The 15,411-nt window shown below is 72.4% G+C and carries 9 protein-coding genes; 5 read left to right on the plus strand and 4 right to left on the minus strand.

Translation table 11 applies throughout. From position 1 onward, the window contains the following. Nucleotides 1-15 precede the first annotated feature (15 nt). Complete coding sequence (gene arfA, locus E1262_RS19955) at nt 16-1,536, minus strand: arabinosylfuranosidase ArfA (protein ID WP_238992990.1); 1,521 nt, start codon at nt 1,534-1,536, stop codon at nt 16-18. A gap of 191 nt (nt 1,537-1,727) precedes the next feature. Here arfA and E1262_RS19960 point away from each other — a divergent pair, with 191 nt between their 5' ends. Beyond that, nucleotides 1,728-2,723: a LacI family DNA-binding transcriptional regulator gene (locus tag E1262_RS19960; protein WP_132104886.1), complete on the plus strand. Its 996-nt coding sequence runs from the start codon at nt 1,728-1,730 to the stop codon at nt 2,721-2,723. A gap of 1,157 nt (nt 2,724-3,880) precedes the next feature. On the opposite strand, the gene E1262_RS19965 is transcribed toward E1262_RS19960, so the two are convergent. Beyond that, entirely contained in the window at nt 3,881-4,318 is a 438-nt protein-coding gene (locus tag E1262_RS19965) for a DoxX family protein (RefSeq protein WP_132104887.1), read from the minus strand. Nucleotides 4,319-4,439: 121 nt separating this feature from the next. Here E1262_RS19965 and E1262_RS19970 point away from each other — a divergent pair, with 121 nt between their 5' ends. Beyond that, nucleotides 4,440-5,372, plus strand: coding sequence for an aldo/keto reductase (locus E1262_RS19970; RefSeq protein WP_132104901.1), 933 nt, complete (start codon nt 4,440-4,442; stop codon nt 5,370-5,372). A gap of 4 nt (nt 5,373-5,376) precedes the next feature. On the opposite strand, the gene metE is transcribed toward E1262_RS19970, so the two are convergent. Beyond that, nucleotides 5,377-7,641, minus strand: coding sequence for a 5-methyltetrahydropteroyltriglutamate--homocysteine S-methyltransferase (gene metE, locus E1262_RS19975; RefSeq protein ID WP_132104900.1), 2,265 nt, complete (start codon nt 7,639-7,641; stop codon nt 5,377-5,379). A 428-nt stretch (nt 7,642-8,069) separates the two neighbouring features. Here metE and E1262_RS19980 point away from each other — a divergent pair, with 428 nt between their 5' ends. The 3 genes from E1262_RS19980 to E1262_RS19990 are packed head-to-tail and all read left to right on the plus strand — an operon-like array spanning nt 8,070 to nt 10,620. Continuing rightward, on the plus strand, nt 8,070-9,110 hold the full coding sequence (locus tag E1262_RS19980; protein ID WP_132104888.1) for an energy-coupling factor ABC transporter permease: 1,041 nt from the start codon (nt 8,070-8,072) through the stop codon (nt 9,108-9,110). Further along, nucleotides 9,107-9,862, plus strand: a complete 756-nt coding sequence (gene cbiQ / locus E1262_RS19985; RefSeq protein ID WP_132104889.1) for a cobalt ECF transporter T component CbiQ — start codon at nt 9,107-9,109, stop codon at nt 9,860-9,862. Before E1262_RS19980 ends, cbiQ begins: the two co-directional genes overlap by 4 nt. Beyond that, on the plus strand, nt 9,859-10,620 hold the full coding sequence (locus E1262_RS19990; protein WP_132104890.1) for an energy-coupling factor ABC transporter ATP-binding protein: 762 nt from the start codon (nt 9,859-9,861) through the stop codon (nt 10,618-10,620). The genes cbiQ and E1262_RS19990 overlap by 4 nt, the downstream gene beginning before the upstream one ends. A gap of 596 nt (nt 10,621-11,216) precedes the next feature. On the opposite strand, the gene hrpA is transcribed toward E1262_RS19990, so the two are convergent. Then, nucleotides 11,217-15,203: an ATP-dependent RNA helicase HrpA gene (gene hrpA, locus E1262_RS19995; RefSeq protein WP_132104891.1), complete on the minus strand. Its 3,987-nt coding sequence runs from the start codon at nt 15,201-15,203 to the stop codon at nt 11,217-11,219. Nucleotides 15,204-15,411 lie beyond the last annotated feature (208 nt).

The raw sequence follows: 15,411 nt of genomic DNA on the forward strand, positions 1-15,411 counted from the left end.
TCGCAGAGTGTCGGGTCAGTGGCCGAGCCGGATCAGGTGCCAGGACGACGGCGGCAGGGTCGCGGTGACCGTCTGGTCGCCGTCGAGGACGGTGCCGGTGACCGGACGCGGGACGACCCGGTCCGGGTGCTCGGCGGTGTTGGTGGCGGATGGGTCGGCGTCGGCGATGGCGAGGTGCTCCAGCAGCCGCAGCGGCCGGCCGTCCTTGTCGAACGCGCGCAGCGAGACGGTGAGCCGGGCCGGCTCCGTGCGGTTCCGATTCGCGGCCAGCAGCGTGAGCGCGCCGGTCTCCGGATCCTGAACGGCGGTCACCCGGGTGGCGGGGACGTCGCCGTGCCGCTGGGTGGCGAGGTCGGGGGTGCGGACGGCCGCGCGCAGCACCGTCCCGCGGGCGTACCGGGCGGTCAGCGCGAACGGGTGGAAGATCGTCTGCCGCCAGGCCGGTCCGCCGGTCTGCGTCAGGATCGGTGCGATCACGTTGACCAGCTGCGCCTGGCAGGCGATCGCCACCCGGTCGCAGTGGTCCAGCAGCGCCATCAGCAGATCGCCGACCACGACCGCGTCGGTGACGTCGAACACGTCCTCGATCAGCGGCGCGTTCTCGTTGACCTCGAGGCCGGCCTGCCCGGAGAAGCGGTGCTGGTACCAGACGTTCCACTCGTCGAAGGAGATGGTCAGCCGCTTGGCGCTGCGCCGGACCGCGCCGACGTGGTCCGCGGTGGCGGCGATCGCGGTGATCATCCGCCGCATGTCCTCGGACGAGGCGAGGAAGCTGTCGACGTCGCCGCCGACCGGCTCGTAGTAGGCGTGCAGCGAGATGTGGTCGACCAGGTCGTAGGTGTGCTCCAGGACGATCCGCTCCCAGCTGCCGAACGTCGGCATGCCGCTGTTGGAGCTGCCGCAGGCGACCAGCTCGAGGTCCTGGTCGGCACGGCGCATCGCCCGGGCCGTTTCCGCGGCCAGCCGCCCGTACTCGTCGGCAGTCTTGTGCCCGACCTGCCACGGGCCGTCCATCTCGTTGCCCAGGCACCAGGTCCGGATCGCGTGCGGGTCCTTGTGCCCGTTGGCGACCCGCCGGTCGGCCAGCGCCGTCATGCCGGGCGCGAAGTTGGTGTACTCCAGCAGGTCGACGGCGGCGTCCACGCCGCGGGTGCCGAGGTTCACCGCCATGATCGGGTCGACGCCGACGCCGCGGGCCCAGCGGCAGAACTCGTCGGTGCCGACGGTGTTCGGCTCCAACGAGCGCCAGGCGAGGTCCAGCCGGCGCGGGCGGTCCGCGACAGGGCCGACGCCGTCCTCCCAGCGGTAGCCGGAGACGAAGTTGCCGCCCGGATATCGAATGACGGTGACCCCCAGCTCGCGGACCAGCTCGGCGACGTCGCCGCGGAAGCCGTACTCGTCGGCGGTCGGGTGGTCGGGCTCGAAGATGCCGCCGTAGACGCACCGGCCCATGTGCTCGACGAACGACCCGTACAGGCGTGGGTCGACGGTGCCCACGGTGAATGCCGGATCCAGTCCGACCTCGACGTCGTACAAGGGTCCCTCCGCTCTCCGGAGTTTTACAACGGATAACCGTGCGGACATTTTTACAACGGATAACCTGGATTGGGAAGAGTGTGGGCCGGGTTGGTCCGGTCCGCGGCGGGCGCCGGAAAACCGGTCGGCCCGGTGCTGGGGCGGTGCCTACACTCGTCAGGTCGTCTTGGGCAGGCGAGAGGGGCAGGCAGGTGGGCACGCGGCTGAAGGACGTGGCGGACCTCGCCGGGGTGTCGTTCAAGACGGTCTCGAATGTGATCAACAACCACCCGAACGTCACCGAGAAGACCCGCGAGAAGGTGCTCAAGGCCATCGCGGAGCTGCGGTATCGCCCCAACGTGTCCGCGCGCAGCCTGCGGCACGGCCGGTCCGGGTTCGTGGCGCTAGCCGTGCCGGAACTGGTCTCGCCGTACTTCGCCGCGCTGGCCTCCGAGATCGGCGCCGTCGCCAAGCGGCAGCACCTCATGGTGCTCATCGAGGAGACGTTCGGCGAGGTCGAGCAGGAGCGCGTCGTGCTCGAGGGGCTCGACACCCGGCTGATCGACGGCGTCATCTTCAGCCCGATGGGCATGACGACGGCCGAGGTCGCCGCACGCTCCGACGCCGCGCGCATGGTGCTGCTCGGCGAGCGCGGCCACCCCGCCGGCTTCGACCACATCGCCATCGACAATGTCCGGGCGGCGCGCGAGGTCACCACCCACCTCATCGCCCTGGGCCGGCGGCACATCGCGGCCATCGGCGCGCAGCGGGCCGGCACCGGTGGCCTGCGCGCCCGCGGCTACCGGGCGGCACTGCGCGACGCCGGCCTGCCGGTCGACCGCCGGCTCGTCGTCTCCGACCTCGACTTCGACCGCGCCAGCGGCGCCCAGGCGATGGCCGGCCTGCTCGACAGCGGCCGCCCCGTCGACGCCGTCTTCTGCTTCAACGACCTCATGGCGCTGGGCGCCCTGCGGACGCTGCACGAGCGCGGCCTGCGGGTGCCCGGCGACGTCGCCGTCGCCGGCTTCGACGACATCGAGGACGGCCGCTACTCGACGCCGTCGCTCACCACCGTCTCACCCGACGTGCCGTTCCTCGCCGCCGAGGCGGTCCGCCTGGTCGTCCGCCGGCTCGCCGACCCCGACGCCAAGGCCGAGCGCATCGACGTCCCGTTCACGCTGGAGATCCGCGAGAGCACCGCCGGCTGACTCAGCGCGCGTCAGGTCGGAGTTTCACCCGCTATAGGGAGGACAACTCCCTCTTGATCAAGAGCGAGGGCGTTGGGTTGTCCACAGATGGCACGGTGGGTATGGCGCGGTGGTTTCCGCGCGACGCGCGCTTGCGTGCGTGTCTCACGTGCGCGCGCTGCACCTGGCCAGGGTGCAGGACGGCCTCATCACTCGAACGCAGGCGCTCGCAGCCGGGCTGACACCGTCGGCGATCGAGCACGCGCTGCGACCTGGAGGACCGTGGCGGTGGGTGGTCCGCGGTGTCTATGCGACCTTCACCGGTCCACTCGCGCCCATCCATCGGTTGCGAGCAGCCTGTCTGCGGGCCGGTGACGGTGCGCTGGTCACAGGGGCGTGGGCGTGCTGGCTGTCCGGGCTGCGATACGCACCGCCGCCGGGCGACGTGGTGGACGTGCTGGTCGGGCGCGAAATCGACCGGTCGAACACAGGCTTCGTCCGGATCCATCAGACATCACGCCTTCCGGAGGGTCAGTTCTGGTTCGGCCTCGACGAGCCGCCGGTTCCGCGCGAGGTGGTGCTCGATTGGATCGCGCCTGCGGCCCGGCCCGGCGTGATTCCCGCAGTGTCCGCCGCGCGCGCCGTCGTCGACGCCATCGTCCTCACGCAGCCGCAGCTGCCCGACTGGATGCCGGTGCACCGGCAGGCGGCGTTGCGGAATGTCCGGGCGCTGATGTGTGAGGCGGTGCAGCGCCGGAAGGCCCAGCTGGACGACCTCAGGGTGGAGGCGCTGGCCGCGCGGAGACGCGGATCGGCGCTGGTCCGGGTCGCTCTCGCGGATATCGAGGCCGGCTGCCGGTCCGCTCCCGAGTGCGAGCTGCGCGACCTGGTGCGCCGCAGCCGGATCCTGCCGGAGCCGCTCTGTAGCCGGCCGCTCGCCGGAGTCCGCGGGATCGTCCCGGACGCGTGCTGGCCGGACCGGCGGCTGATCGTGGAGGTCGACTCCCGCTCGTTCCACGGCTTCGGCGACGCGCCGGAGCGGACCGAGCAGCGGCGCGCCCGGCTGGCCGCGCTCGGCTGGGTGGTGCTGCCGGTGTCGCCGGCCCGGTTACGTGCCGACCCGGCCGGGGTGCTGGCTCAAATCGAGGCCGCCTTACAGGGCGCGCAGCTGATCAGCGCTATCCGTGCACGGCCGCCGGGCGGCGGCGGGAGCGCAGCAGCGCGTGGTCGACGCTGTAGCGGCCGGGGCCGACGGCGGCCGTCAGCAGGGCGGCGGCGCCCAGCGCGAGTACCAGCTCCGCGCCGCCCTCGGTGACGAACATCCCGTTGCCGGCGTGCACGAAGACGTACGCGCCGAGCATGTCGGCCACCAGCAGCAGGCCCACCACCGGCGTCGCGGCGCCGAGGATCAGCGCCGCCCCGCCGATCAGCTCGACCAGCGCCGCGAACCATGCCGACGCTGTGGCCAGCGGGACGTCCATTTGCTCGAACCCGGCCGCGACGCCGTCGATGCCGGTGTCGGCCAGCTTCTGCCAGCCGTGCGCGACGAAGACGGCGCCGATCCCGACGCGGGCGAGGAGGACGACGAGGTCACGGACGGGCGGCGGCACGGTCATAGGACTCCTTCGTTGAGCGTTCACGTTTCAGTCGCCGTTGACCGAATCTTTCTGACGCGTCAACTACTAGCAAGGTGGTCGAGGTTCCCGGCGGCACCGATAGGGTCGGCTCGTGAAAGGGATGCGCTATCGCCAGCTGGGCGAGTCCGGGCTCACCGTCTCCGTCGTCGGCATCGGGTGCAACGCGTTCGGGCGGCGCATCGACGAGGCCGCCGCCACCGCCATCGTGCACGCCGGCCTCGACCAGGGCGTGACTCTGTTCGACACCTCCGACACCTACGGACTGGGCGAGAGCGAGCGGATGCTCGGCACCGCGCTGGCCGGCCGTCGCGACGACGTCGTCATCGCGACCAAGTTCGGCGGCGACATGCAGGGCCTCAACGGCGCCGACTGGGGCGTGCGCGGGTCGCGGCGCTACATCCGGCGCGCCGCCGAGGCCAGCCTCCGCCGCCTCGACACCGACTGGATCGACCTCTACCAGCTGCACTTCCCCGATTCGGTGACGCCGCTGCAGGAGACGCTGGCCGCCCTGGACGAGCTGGTAGCCGAGGGCAAGGTCCGCTACGTCGGCTCCTCGAACCTGGACGGCTGGCAGGTCACCGAGGCGGCCTGGATCGCCAGCACGGAGGGCCTGACGCCGTTCGTCAGCGCCCAGAACCAGTACTCGCTGTACGACCGGTCCGCCGAGGCCGAACTGATCCCCGCCGCCGAGCACGCCGGCATCGGCATCCTGCCGTACGGGCCGCTCGCGTACGGCCTGCTCACCGGCAAGTATCGCCGCGGCCAGCCGGCGCCGGAGGGCTCCCGGCTGTCCGGCCCGGCGCAGGCGCAGCGGCTCGCCGAGGCCGACTTCGACCGCATCGAGGCGCTGGAGCGGTTCGCCGCCGAACGCGGCATCGGCATCCTCGACGTCGCCATCGGCGGGCTGGCCGCCCAGCCCGCCGTCGGCTCCGTCATCGCCGGTGCGGTGTCCGCGGAGCAGGTCGCGGCGAACGTCGCCGCCGGGTCGTGGGAGCCGGGACCGCAGGACCTCGCCGCGCTCGACGAGATCTGATCGTTCAGGGGCGGACCCGCCAGGCGGCTTCCACCAGCGCCGCCAGAGCCGGCTCCACCTGGTCGTACGTGCGCGTCTTCAGTCCGCAGTCGGGGTTCACCCAGAGCCGGTCGCCGGGGATCGCGGCCAGGGCGCGCCGCAGCAGCGCCTCGACCTCGTCGGCGCCCGGCACCCGCGGCGAGTGGATGTCGTAGACGCCGGGGCCGATGCCGCGGGCGAACCCGGACGCGGCCACGTCCGGCACGATCTCCATCCGCGACCGCGCCGCCTCGATGCTCGTGACGTCGGCGTCGAGCCCGTCGATCGCGGCCACGACGTCGCCGAACTCCGAGTAGCACAGGTGCGTGTGCACCTGCGTCGCGTCGCCCACGCCGGACGTCGCCAGGCGGAACGCCGTGACCGACCAGTCCAGATACGCCGCCTGGTCGCGCGAGCGCAACGGCAGCAGCTCGCGCAGCGCCGGCTCGTCCACCTGCACGATTCCGACGCCGGCCGCCTCCAGGTCGACGGTCTCGTCACGGATCGCCAGCGCGACCTGCCGGGCGGTGTCGCCGAGCGGCTGGTCGTCGCGGACGAACGACCACGCGAGGATCGTGACCGGCCCGGTCAGCATGCCCTTCACCGGCCGGTCGGTGAGCGACTGCGCGTAGGTGGCCCACTCGACGGTGATGGGCGCGGGCCGCGAGACGTCGCCGTAGAGGATCGGCGGGCGGACGCAGCGCGAGCCGTACGACTGCACCCAGCCGTGCTCGGTGGTGACGAACCCGGCCAGGTGCTCGGCGAAGTACTGCACCATGTCGTTGCGCTCCGGCTCGCCGTGCACGAGGACGTCCAGCCCGAGCTTCTCCTGCAGCCGGATCACCCGCTCGATCTCGGCGCGCATCCGGGCCGTGTACTCGGCGCCGTCCAGCCGGCCGGCCCGGAACTCCGCCCGGGCCCGCCGGATGTCGCCGGTCTGCGGGAACGAGCCGATGGTCGTGGTCGGCAACGGCGGCAGTCCGAGCCGAGAGCGCTGGGCGGCGGCCCGCTCGGCGTACGGGCCGCGCCTGGCGTCGCCGGGGGTGAGTCCCGCGAGCCGCGAGCGGACGCCGTCGTCGACGACGCGCGGCGCGGCGGCCCGGTCGGCGAGGGCGGCCCGGGCCTCCTCGAAGGCCGCGGACCGGTCCTCGCCGCGCAGCACGGCCGCGAGCGTCACGACCTCGGCGACCTTCTGGTCGGCGAAGGCCAGCCAGGACCGCAGCTGCGGGTCCAGCGCCGTCTCGGCGTCGAGGTCGTACGGGACGTGCAGCAGCGAGCACGAGGTCCCGACGGCGACGGCACCGGCCCGCTGTTCGACGGCGCGCAGCATCGCCAGCGCCGCGTCGAGATCGGTGCGCCAGACGTTGCGGCCGTCGACGACACCGGCGACGACGGTCTTGGTGCCCAGCCCGTCGACACCCTCGGGCGGCAGCCCGCCCGCGACCAGGTCCAGCCCGATCGCCTCCACCGGCGACGACGCCAGCACCGGCAGGGCGTCGCCGGGGTCGCCGAAGTACGCCGACACCAGGATCGCCGGCCGCTCCGCGAGCCCGCCGAGCCGCTCGTACACCCGCCGCAGCGCGTCCACCTCGTCGCCGGTCCGTTCGGCGACGTAGGCCGGCTCGTCCATCTGCACCCACGCCACCCCCTCGGCGGCCAGCGTCGTCAGCAGCAGCTCGTAGACCGCGACGAGGTCGTCGAGCCGGTCCAGCGGCGCGAAGCCGCCCGGCGCACCGTCCGCGGGCTTGGACAGCAGCAGCAGGCTGGCCGGGCCGAGCAGCACCGGCCGGGTCTCGATGCCCAGCGCCAGTGCCTCGCGGTACTCCTGCACCGGCTTGGTGGCGTCGAGGTGGAACCGGGTGGCCGGGCCGATCTCCGGGACCAGGTAGTGGTAGTTGGTGTCGAACCACTTGGTCAGCTCCAGCGGCGCGACGCCACCGGTGCCGCGGGCCATGGCGAAGTAGATGCCGAGGCCGTCGAGGCCGAGCGACGCGAACCGCGGCGGGACGGCGCCGGCCAGCACGACGGCGTCGAGGACCTGGTCGTACAGCGAGAACGTGTTCGACGGGACGGAGTCCAGGCCCAGCGCGGCGAGCCGGCGCCAGGTCCGCTCGCGTTCGGTGCGCGCAGCTGCGTCCAGCTCGTCGCGGCCGGACCTGCCGGCCCAGTACGCCTCGAGGGCGCGCTTGAGCTCCCGGTCCGGGCCGATGCGGGGGTAGCCGGGCACGGTCGCGCCGATGGGCGCGGTCATACGGGTCATGATCAGGTGTCTCCTCGGGAGCGCGGACAAGCGTTACCGGTCGCCGACCGTGAGGTCACAGTCGGTAGCGAGTCCTACAAGGGAAAGGAAGCCAGCCCGGGGCCGGCCGCCCGGGCGATGGCAACCACGCCGGGGGCCTCTTGCGTCGGCCGGCTCGCACCCATCAGGTGCCCGCCGGCCGAACCACCAGTGCTTGCGATCCTAGGAGCGCGCCCGACGACCGCAAGGTGACGTCCCGTCATACGGACCGCTGCGTCTCAGGATTCGGGAAATGAACGGTGTTCCTGCGCTCTTGCGATACGTGCGACTTTGTCGCATCATTCAGAGGACAACGGCGTCTGGGCTTGTCGCGGCAGTTCAGATACAGAATCACGCGCCGTCGCCGAACATTTCGCTCCCGTTCACGAGGAGGACACCCCATGCACGTCCCCGACGGGTTCCTGAACGCTCCCACCTCGGTCGCGACGGGCGCCGTCGCAGCCGCCGGGGTCGCCGTGGCGCTGCGCAAGGCGCACGACGAGCTGGACGAGCGGACCGCTCCGTTGGCCGGGCTCACCGCGGCGTTCGTGTTCGCCGTGCAGATGCTGAACTTCCCGGTCGGCGTCGGCACCAGTGGCCACCTGATGGGCGGGGCGCTCGCGGCCGTGCTGGTCGGCCCGTGGACGGCGGTGCTGTGTCTCTCGGTGGTGCTGCTCGTGCAGGGGCTGTTGTTCGCCGACGGCGGGCTGACCGCGCTCGGCACGAACATCTCGCTCATCGGCATCACGACGGTGGTCGTCGGCTGGGTGGTGACGCGGGCCGTGCTGGCGGTCCTCCCGAAGCGGCCGGCGTCGGTGGTGCCGGCATCGACCGTCGGCGCCCTGGTCTCGGTGCCGGTCGCGGCGCTGGTCTTCGTGCTGCTGTTCGCCGCCGGCGGCGAGGCGTCGCTGTCGTTCGGCACGCTGACGGCGAGCATGCTCGGCTGGCACACGCTGATCGGCATCGGCGAGGCGGTCATCACGGGGCTGACGGTGAGCGCCGTCGTCGCCGTCCGGCCCGACCTCGTCTACGCCGCCCGCGGTACGCGCGCGCCGCTGCAGCTCAAGCGACCCGACGGGACACTGATGCCGGCACCGGCTTCGCCCGAGCCCGAGCCCGCGGCGGCGCGGGCGAGCGTGCGGCCGCTGCTGATCGGCGGCGGACTGGTCGCACTGGCGCTGGCCGGCATCGTCAGCTTCTTCGCCAGCGCGAACCCGGACGGCCTGGAGTACGTCGCCGAGGACAACGGCTTCCTCGAGACCGCCCGCGACCACGCGTTCGGCGACTTCGCGCTGGCCGACTACGGCGAGGTCGGCGGCATCCCGGTCGGCCTGGCCGGCGTCCTGGGCGTCGCGGTCGTCCTGGCGATCGGGGCCGTCATGTTCTGGCTGGTCCGCAGCCGGTCGGCGGCGCAGGCAGAGCTGGAGGACGTGGTCCGGTGAGCGGCGGCCACGGCCACGCGCTGTACCGGCCGGGCGACTCGGCGGTGCACCGCCTGCCCGCGCACGTGAAGGTCCTGGCGTTGCTGGCGTTCGCGCTGGTGGTGGTCGCGACGCCGCGGGAGCGGTTCTTGGCGTTCGGGGCCTACGCGGTCCTGCTCGGCGTCGTCGCCGCGATCGCCCACGTGCCGGCCCGGGTGATCGTCCGGCGCATGGTGGTCGAGCTCCCGTTCGTCGCGTTCGCGCTGTTGCTGCCGGTCGTGTCGCAGGGGCCTCGGGTCGACGTGCTCGGGCTGTCCCTGAGCGAGCACGGGCTGCTCACCGGCTGGAACATCCTGGCCAAGGGCACGCTCGGCGTGGTCGCGTCGATCCTGCTCGCGGCCACGACGGACGTCCGGTCGCTGCTGGCCGGTCTGCGGCGGTTGAAGGTGCCCGACCGGCTGGTCGAGATCGCGTCGTTCATGATCCGCTACGCCGACGTCGTCACCGGCGACATGCGGCGGATGCGGATCGCCCGCGAGTCGCGCGGCTTCGAGGCCCGGCACCTCGGGCACGCGCGGGTGGTCGCGCAGGGCGCCGGAGCGCTGTTCGTTCGCTCCTACGAGCGGGGCGAGCGGGTGCATCTGGCAATGCTGTCGCGTGGCTACGCTGGATCGATGCCGCTGACCACCAGCGCCGCGAGTCGCGCCGACTGGCTGCGCGGCGCCGCGCTGCCGCTGGCCGCCGCCGTCGTCTTGACGGCGGTGATGCTGTGAGCGGAGATGCATCGCTGGAGGTCAGCGGCCTGGCGTTCGCCTACGCCGACGGCCACCAGGCGCTGTTCGGCGTCGACCTCACCATCGGCCGCGGCGAGCGGGTCGCGCTGCTCGGCCCCAACGGCGCCGGCAAGACCACGCTGGTGCTGCACCTCAACGGCATCCTGTCCGGCGGCATCGGTACGGTGCGCGTAGGCGGGATGGAAGTACGGCCGGGCGACCGCGAGACGCTGCGCGAGATCCGGCGCCGGGTCGGCATCGTCTTCCAGGACCCCGACGACCAGCTGTTCATGCCGACCGTCCGCGACGACGTCGCGTTCGGCCCGGCGAACCTCGGGCTGCGCGGCCCTGAGCTGGACCAGCGCGTCGCCGAGGCACTGGCCGCCGTCGGCATGACGGAGGTCGCCGACCGGCCGCCGCATCACCTCTCGTTCGGCCAGCGCCGGCGGGTCGCCGTCGCGACGGTGCTGGCGATGCGGCCGGAGATCCTGGTGCTGGACGAGCCCACCAGCAACCTCGACCCGGCCAGCCGGCGTGAGCTGTACGAGGTCCTCGACGCGCTCGACGTGACCCAGCTGGTGGTCACCCACGACCTGCCGTTCGCGCTGCAGCTGTGCCCGCGCTCGATCGTGCTGTCCGGCGGGGCGGTGGTGGCCGACGGCGCGACGGGGGACGTATTGGCCGACGAGGCGCTGCTCGCGGCGCACCGGCTGGAGCTGCCGTACGGCTTCGACCCCCGCTCGGTCGCGCCCCGCTGACCGCGCGGGAGATGACGTGGTCATTCGAGGCTCTCCGACCCGTTCCGTGGGTCGGTCCCGTCTGGTGCGCCGGGTGTTCGCCGCGTTGGCCGGGGGTTGGCGCGTTCGCCGTCCCCCTGCGGCCTAAGAACGGGCAGCTATCAGGGGGACGGGGGGAGAGCGGGCACAGCCCGCCCCCGGGGCGTACCGTTCGCCTGATGTCCACGTGGTGAGATTCACCGGTGTTTCGGGGGCCATCACCAGGCGTTCTCCCGCTTCACCAGGTTTGCATGCCTGGTGAAGCGGGAGAACGCCTAGTGTCGTGGGCGATCGCCGATGATCATCGCTGTTCACAGACACCAACGCCGCACCGCACGACGCCAAGACACGTCGAGGTGTGCCCAGACTCACCCCGTCCCCCTGATAGCGCCCAGGGCCGCGGAGCTGCGGGTCAAGCGGTCATCGCCGGCGCGAAGCGCCCAACAGTCCGCTTGACGCGCGCGTTCGCGGCAGGAGAATGGGGCAGCAGGGGGTCGGCGAGCGTCACGATCCCGACGCACGTGAGCCCGGCGAACCGACCGTCAACCGGCCCACGGATCGGGTCGGGGGAGCCTCCGCTACGGCTCGGTGGGCGCGTCGTAGAGGGCGTCGATGGCCTTGAGGAGGCGCTTCTCCGACACCGGCTGCGCGGTGCCGAGCTCCTGGGCGAACAGGCTGACGCGCAGTTCCTCGATCAGCCAGCGGACCGCCTCGTGCTCGGCGGTCGGGCCGTGGCCGGGCGGCAGGGCGGCCAGCGCGGCCTCGTACTCGTCGGTGACCCTCCGGACGGTGTCCATGTGCTGACGGTCGCGCTGCGGGCTGATGGGCAGCTTCTCCAGCCGCCGCTCGATCGCCCGCAGGTAGCGCAGCAGGTCGGGCAGCCGCCTTCGGCCGGTGGACGTGACGAAGCCGGGCGGCAGCAGCCGGGCGAGGTGGTCGCGCGCGTCCACGAGCGACGCCGTCAGCGCCAGGCTGGTTGTGCTCTTCAGCGCCGCCGCGACCCGATGCGACACCTCGAGCACCTTCTCGACGTCGGCGACCACCTCGAAGACGGTCTCGATGAGGTCGGACCGGACCCGCTCGCGCAGCGCCGCGAACGCCGCCTCGTCCCACGCCGGGCCGCCGGCCTGCGCGACCAGCCCGTCGACAGAGGCCGCGGCGACGTCGTCCAGCAGGTCCGCGACCGAGCCGTCAGGGTTCTGGCTGAGCACCAGCTTCGACCGGTTGGCGAGATGGCGCTGCACGAACGCCGTCGGCGACGGGACGCTGAGCAGCAGCAGTCGCCGGTTGCCGGTCCACATCGCCCGGGCCTGGTCGGCCGGCGTCGGCAGCACCTTCAGCGCGACCGTCGTCCCCTCGTCGACCAGCGCCGGATAGCCGGTGACGACGTGCCCGGAGCGGCGCTGCTCGAACGTCCGCGGCACGTCGCCGCCCGGCCACGCCGTCAGCCCGGTGCGCTCGATGCTGCTGGCCGCGGCGGCCATCGTCCTGCGCAGCTCCTGTTTGAGCCGCACCCTCAAGGCATCGAGGTCCTTGCCCTCGGCGGCGAGCTTGCCCTTCTCGTCCAGCACCCGGAACGTCATGCGGAGGTGGTCGGGCACCTTGGTGAGGTCGAAGTCCGACGGCGCCACCGGCACCGCCCGCAGCCGGTGCAGCACCCGGGCGAGCGCGTCGGCGAACGGCTGGCCCGACGGTGACGGCGGCAGCTGCGCGAGCGCCTCGCGGGCGGTGTCGGGCGCCGGCACGAACGAGCGGCGCAACGACTTCGGCAGCGCCTTGATCAGCGCTGTCGTCAGCTCCGCCCGCAGCCCCGGGACCTGCCAGTCGAACCCGTCGGGCTCGACCTGGTTAAGCACCTCGATCGGGATGTGCACCGTGACGCCGTCGGCGCTGGACCCCGGCTCGAACTGGTACGTCAGGCGTAGGTCGAGGTCGTCGACCGGCCAGCTGTCGGGGTAGTCGGCCTGCCTGACGGTGTCGGCGGCGTCGGTGGTCAGCAGGTCGGTGTCGAACCGGAGCAGGTCCGGTTGCGACCGCTGGGCCTTCTTCCACCAGCTGTCGAAGTGCCGGGCCGAGACGACGTCGGCCGGCAGCCGCTGGTCGTAGAACGCGAACAGCGTCTCGTCGTCGACGAGGATGTCGCGGCGCCGGGCGCGGTGCTCCAGCTCCTCGACGTCCTCCAGCAGCTCACGGTTCTCGTGGAAGAACCGGTGGTGCGTCGACCAGTCGCCCTCGACCAGCGCGTGCCGGATGAACAGCTCGCGGCTCAGCTCCGGGTCGACCCGAGAGTACGGGACCTTCCGCCGCGGCACGATGACGACGCCGTAGAGCATGACCTTCTCGTAGCCCATGACGGCGCCGGCCTTGCGCTCCCAGTGCGGCTCGCTGTACGTCCGCTTCACCAGGTGATCGGCCAGCGGCTCGGCCCACGCGGGGTCGATGCGGGCGTTCACCCGGGCCCACAGCCGCGACGTCTCGACCAGCTCGGCCGACATCACCCAGCGCGGCGGCTTCTTGAACAGCGCCGACCCGGGGAAGACGGCGAACTTCGCGCCGCGGGCGCCCTGGTACTCGTTGACCGACTCGTCCTTGACGCCGATGTGCGACAGCAGGCCGGACAGCAGTGACTGGTGGATGTGCTCGGGCGTGCCGTCGCCGGCCGAGGCACTCTTCTCCGCCGAGGACGCCTTTTCCTGGTTGAGCGTGACGCCGAGCGGCTTGACCAGCTGGCGCAGCTGCGACTCGAGGTCTTGCCACTCACGGACCCGCAGGTAGTTGAGGTGCTCGGTGCGGCAGAGCTTGCGGAACTGGTTGGAGGAGAGCTCGTCCTGCTTCTCCTTCAGGTACCGCCACAGGTTGAGGAACGCCAGGAAGTCCGACGACGCGTCGGCGAACCTGGCGTGGAACGCGTCGGCGACCTCTCGCTGTTCCGTGGGCCGCTCGCGCGGGTCCTGGATGGACAGCGCGGCGGCGATGACCAGCACCTCGCGGACGCAGCCGTTGCGGTTCGCCTCGAGAATCATCCGGGCCAGCCGCGGGTCGATCGGCAGCTGCGACAGCGACCGGCCGACATCGGTCAGGCGTTCCTTGTCGTCCCTGGCCGACGGGTCCAGCGCGCCGAGCTCGACCAGCAGGTTGACGCCGTCGGCGATGCTGCGGCGGTCGGGCGGGTCGATGAACGGGAACGCGGCGACCTCGCCCAGCCCGAGCGCCGTCATCTGCAGGATCACCGACGCGAGGTTGGTGCGCAGGATCTCCGGCTCGGTGAACGCCGGCCGCGCCTCGAAGTCCTCTTCCGAGTACAGCCGGATGCAGATGCCGTCGGACAGCCGGCCGCAGCGCCCGGCCCGCTGCCGTGCCGACGCCTGCGACACCGGCTCGATCGGCAGCCGCTGCACCTTGGTGCGGTTGCTGTAGCGGGAGATCCGCGCGGTACCGGGGTCGACCACGTAGCGGATACCGGGCACCGTCAGCGACGTCTCGGCGACGTTCGTGGCGAGCACGATGCGGCGGCCGGTGTGCGGCTGGAAGACGCGGTGCTGTTCGGCGGCGGACAGCCGGGCGTAGAGCGGCAGCACTTCAAGGGTGCCCTGCGGCGCCGACGCGTACCGCCTGCGCAGGGCGTCGGCGGTGTCGCGGATCTCCCGCTCGCCGGACAGGAACACCAGCACGTCGCCGGACGCCTCCAGCGCCAGCTCGTCGCAGGCGTCGACGATGGCCTGGATCTGGTCGCGCGGCTCGGCGCTGTCGTCCTCGTCGTCGGTCTCCGGCTCGAGTGGCCGGTAGCGGACCTCGACCGGGTAGGTGCGGCCGGACACCTCGACGATCGGGGCGTCGTCGAAGTGGGCGGCGAACCGCTCCGGGTCGATGGTCGCCGAGGTGATGATCACCTTGAGATCGGGCCGTCTCGGCAGCAGCTGCTTGAGGTAGCCGAGGATGAAGTCGATGTTCAGGCTGCGCTCGTGCGCCTCGTCGATGATCAGCGTGTCGTAGCGGCGCAGCATCCGGTCCTGCCCGATCTCGGCCAGCAGAATGCCGTCGGTCATCAGCTTGACCAGGGTGTCGTCGCCGGCCTTCGCGGTGAACCGGACCTGGTAGCCGACGGTGTGGCCCAGCTCGGTGCCCAGCTCCTCGGCGACCCGCTCGGCGACGGTGCGCGCGGCCAGGCGGCGCGGCTGAGTGTGCCCGATGGTGCCGCGGACGCCCCGGCCCAGCTCGAGGCAGATCTTCGGCAGCTGCGTCGTCTTCCCGGACCCCGTCTCACCGGCGACGATGACGACCGGGTGGTCGCGGATGGCCGCGGCGATCTCGTCGCGCCGCTGGCTGACCGGCAGCTCCTGCGGGTAGCGGACGGCCGGGACGGCGGCCTTGCGCCGCTGGACGCGGCGTTCCGCGGCCTCGACCTCCTGCGCGATCTCGGCGAGCGCGCTGCCGCGGGCCTCGGGGTCGCGCAACTTGCGCACACCGTCGAGCCTGCGGGCGAGCCGCCGCTCGTCCCGCAGCATCAGCTCGGGTAGGCGGGCACGCAGGTCGGCCTGGGAATCGGTGAGGGGGGAGGTGGGCATACGCCGTCAAGCCTACGGTGCCCGGCAAGGACGAATCACATGGTTATCGGCTTCCAGCTCGTCGGCGACGCGCACCTGGTCGCGGTGGCACCGGAGCGCGCCGGCCGACGCCACGGTCAGCCACCGGGTGACCCGCCGGGGCCGTGCGCGCCACGGCGGACCGGAGCGCGACCCGCCGGCTGCCGCGGCTCGGGCTCGGGCGGGGGCG

It is taken from the genome of Jiangella aurantiaca, assembly GCF_004349105.1.
GTDB classification, from domain to species: domain Bacteria; phylum Actinomycetota; class Actinomycetes; order Jiangellales; family Jiangellaceae; genus Jiangella; species Jiangella aurantiaca.

Bases quoted from the DNA above. Each gene is read 5' to 3' on its own strand.
- E1262_RS19965 (WP_132104887.1), bottom strand. From the start codon at position 4,318: ATGACCGTGCCGCCGCCCGTCCGTGACCTCGTCGTCCTCCTCGCCCGC.
- E1262_RS19970 (WP_132104901.1), top strand. From the start codon at position 4,440: ATGCGCTATCGCCAGCTGGGCGAGTCCGGGCTCACCGTCTCCGTCGTC.
- metE (WP_132104900.1), bottom strand. From the start codon at position 7,641: ATGACCGCGCCCATCGGCGCGACCGTGCCCGGCTACCCCCGCATCGGC.
- E1262_RS19980 (WP_132104888.1), top strand. From the start codon at position 8,070: ATGCACGTCCCCGACGGGTTCCTGAACGCTCCCACCTCGGTCGCGACG.
- hrpA (WP_132104891.1), bottom strand. From the start codon at position 15,203: ATGCCCACCTCCCCCCTCACCGATTCCCAGGCCGACCTGCGTGCCCGC.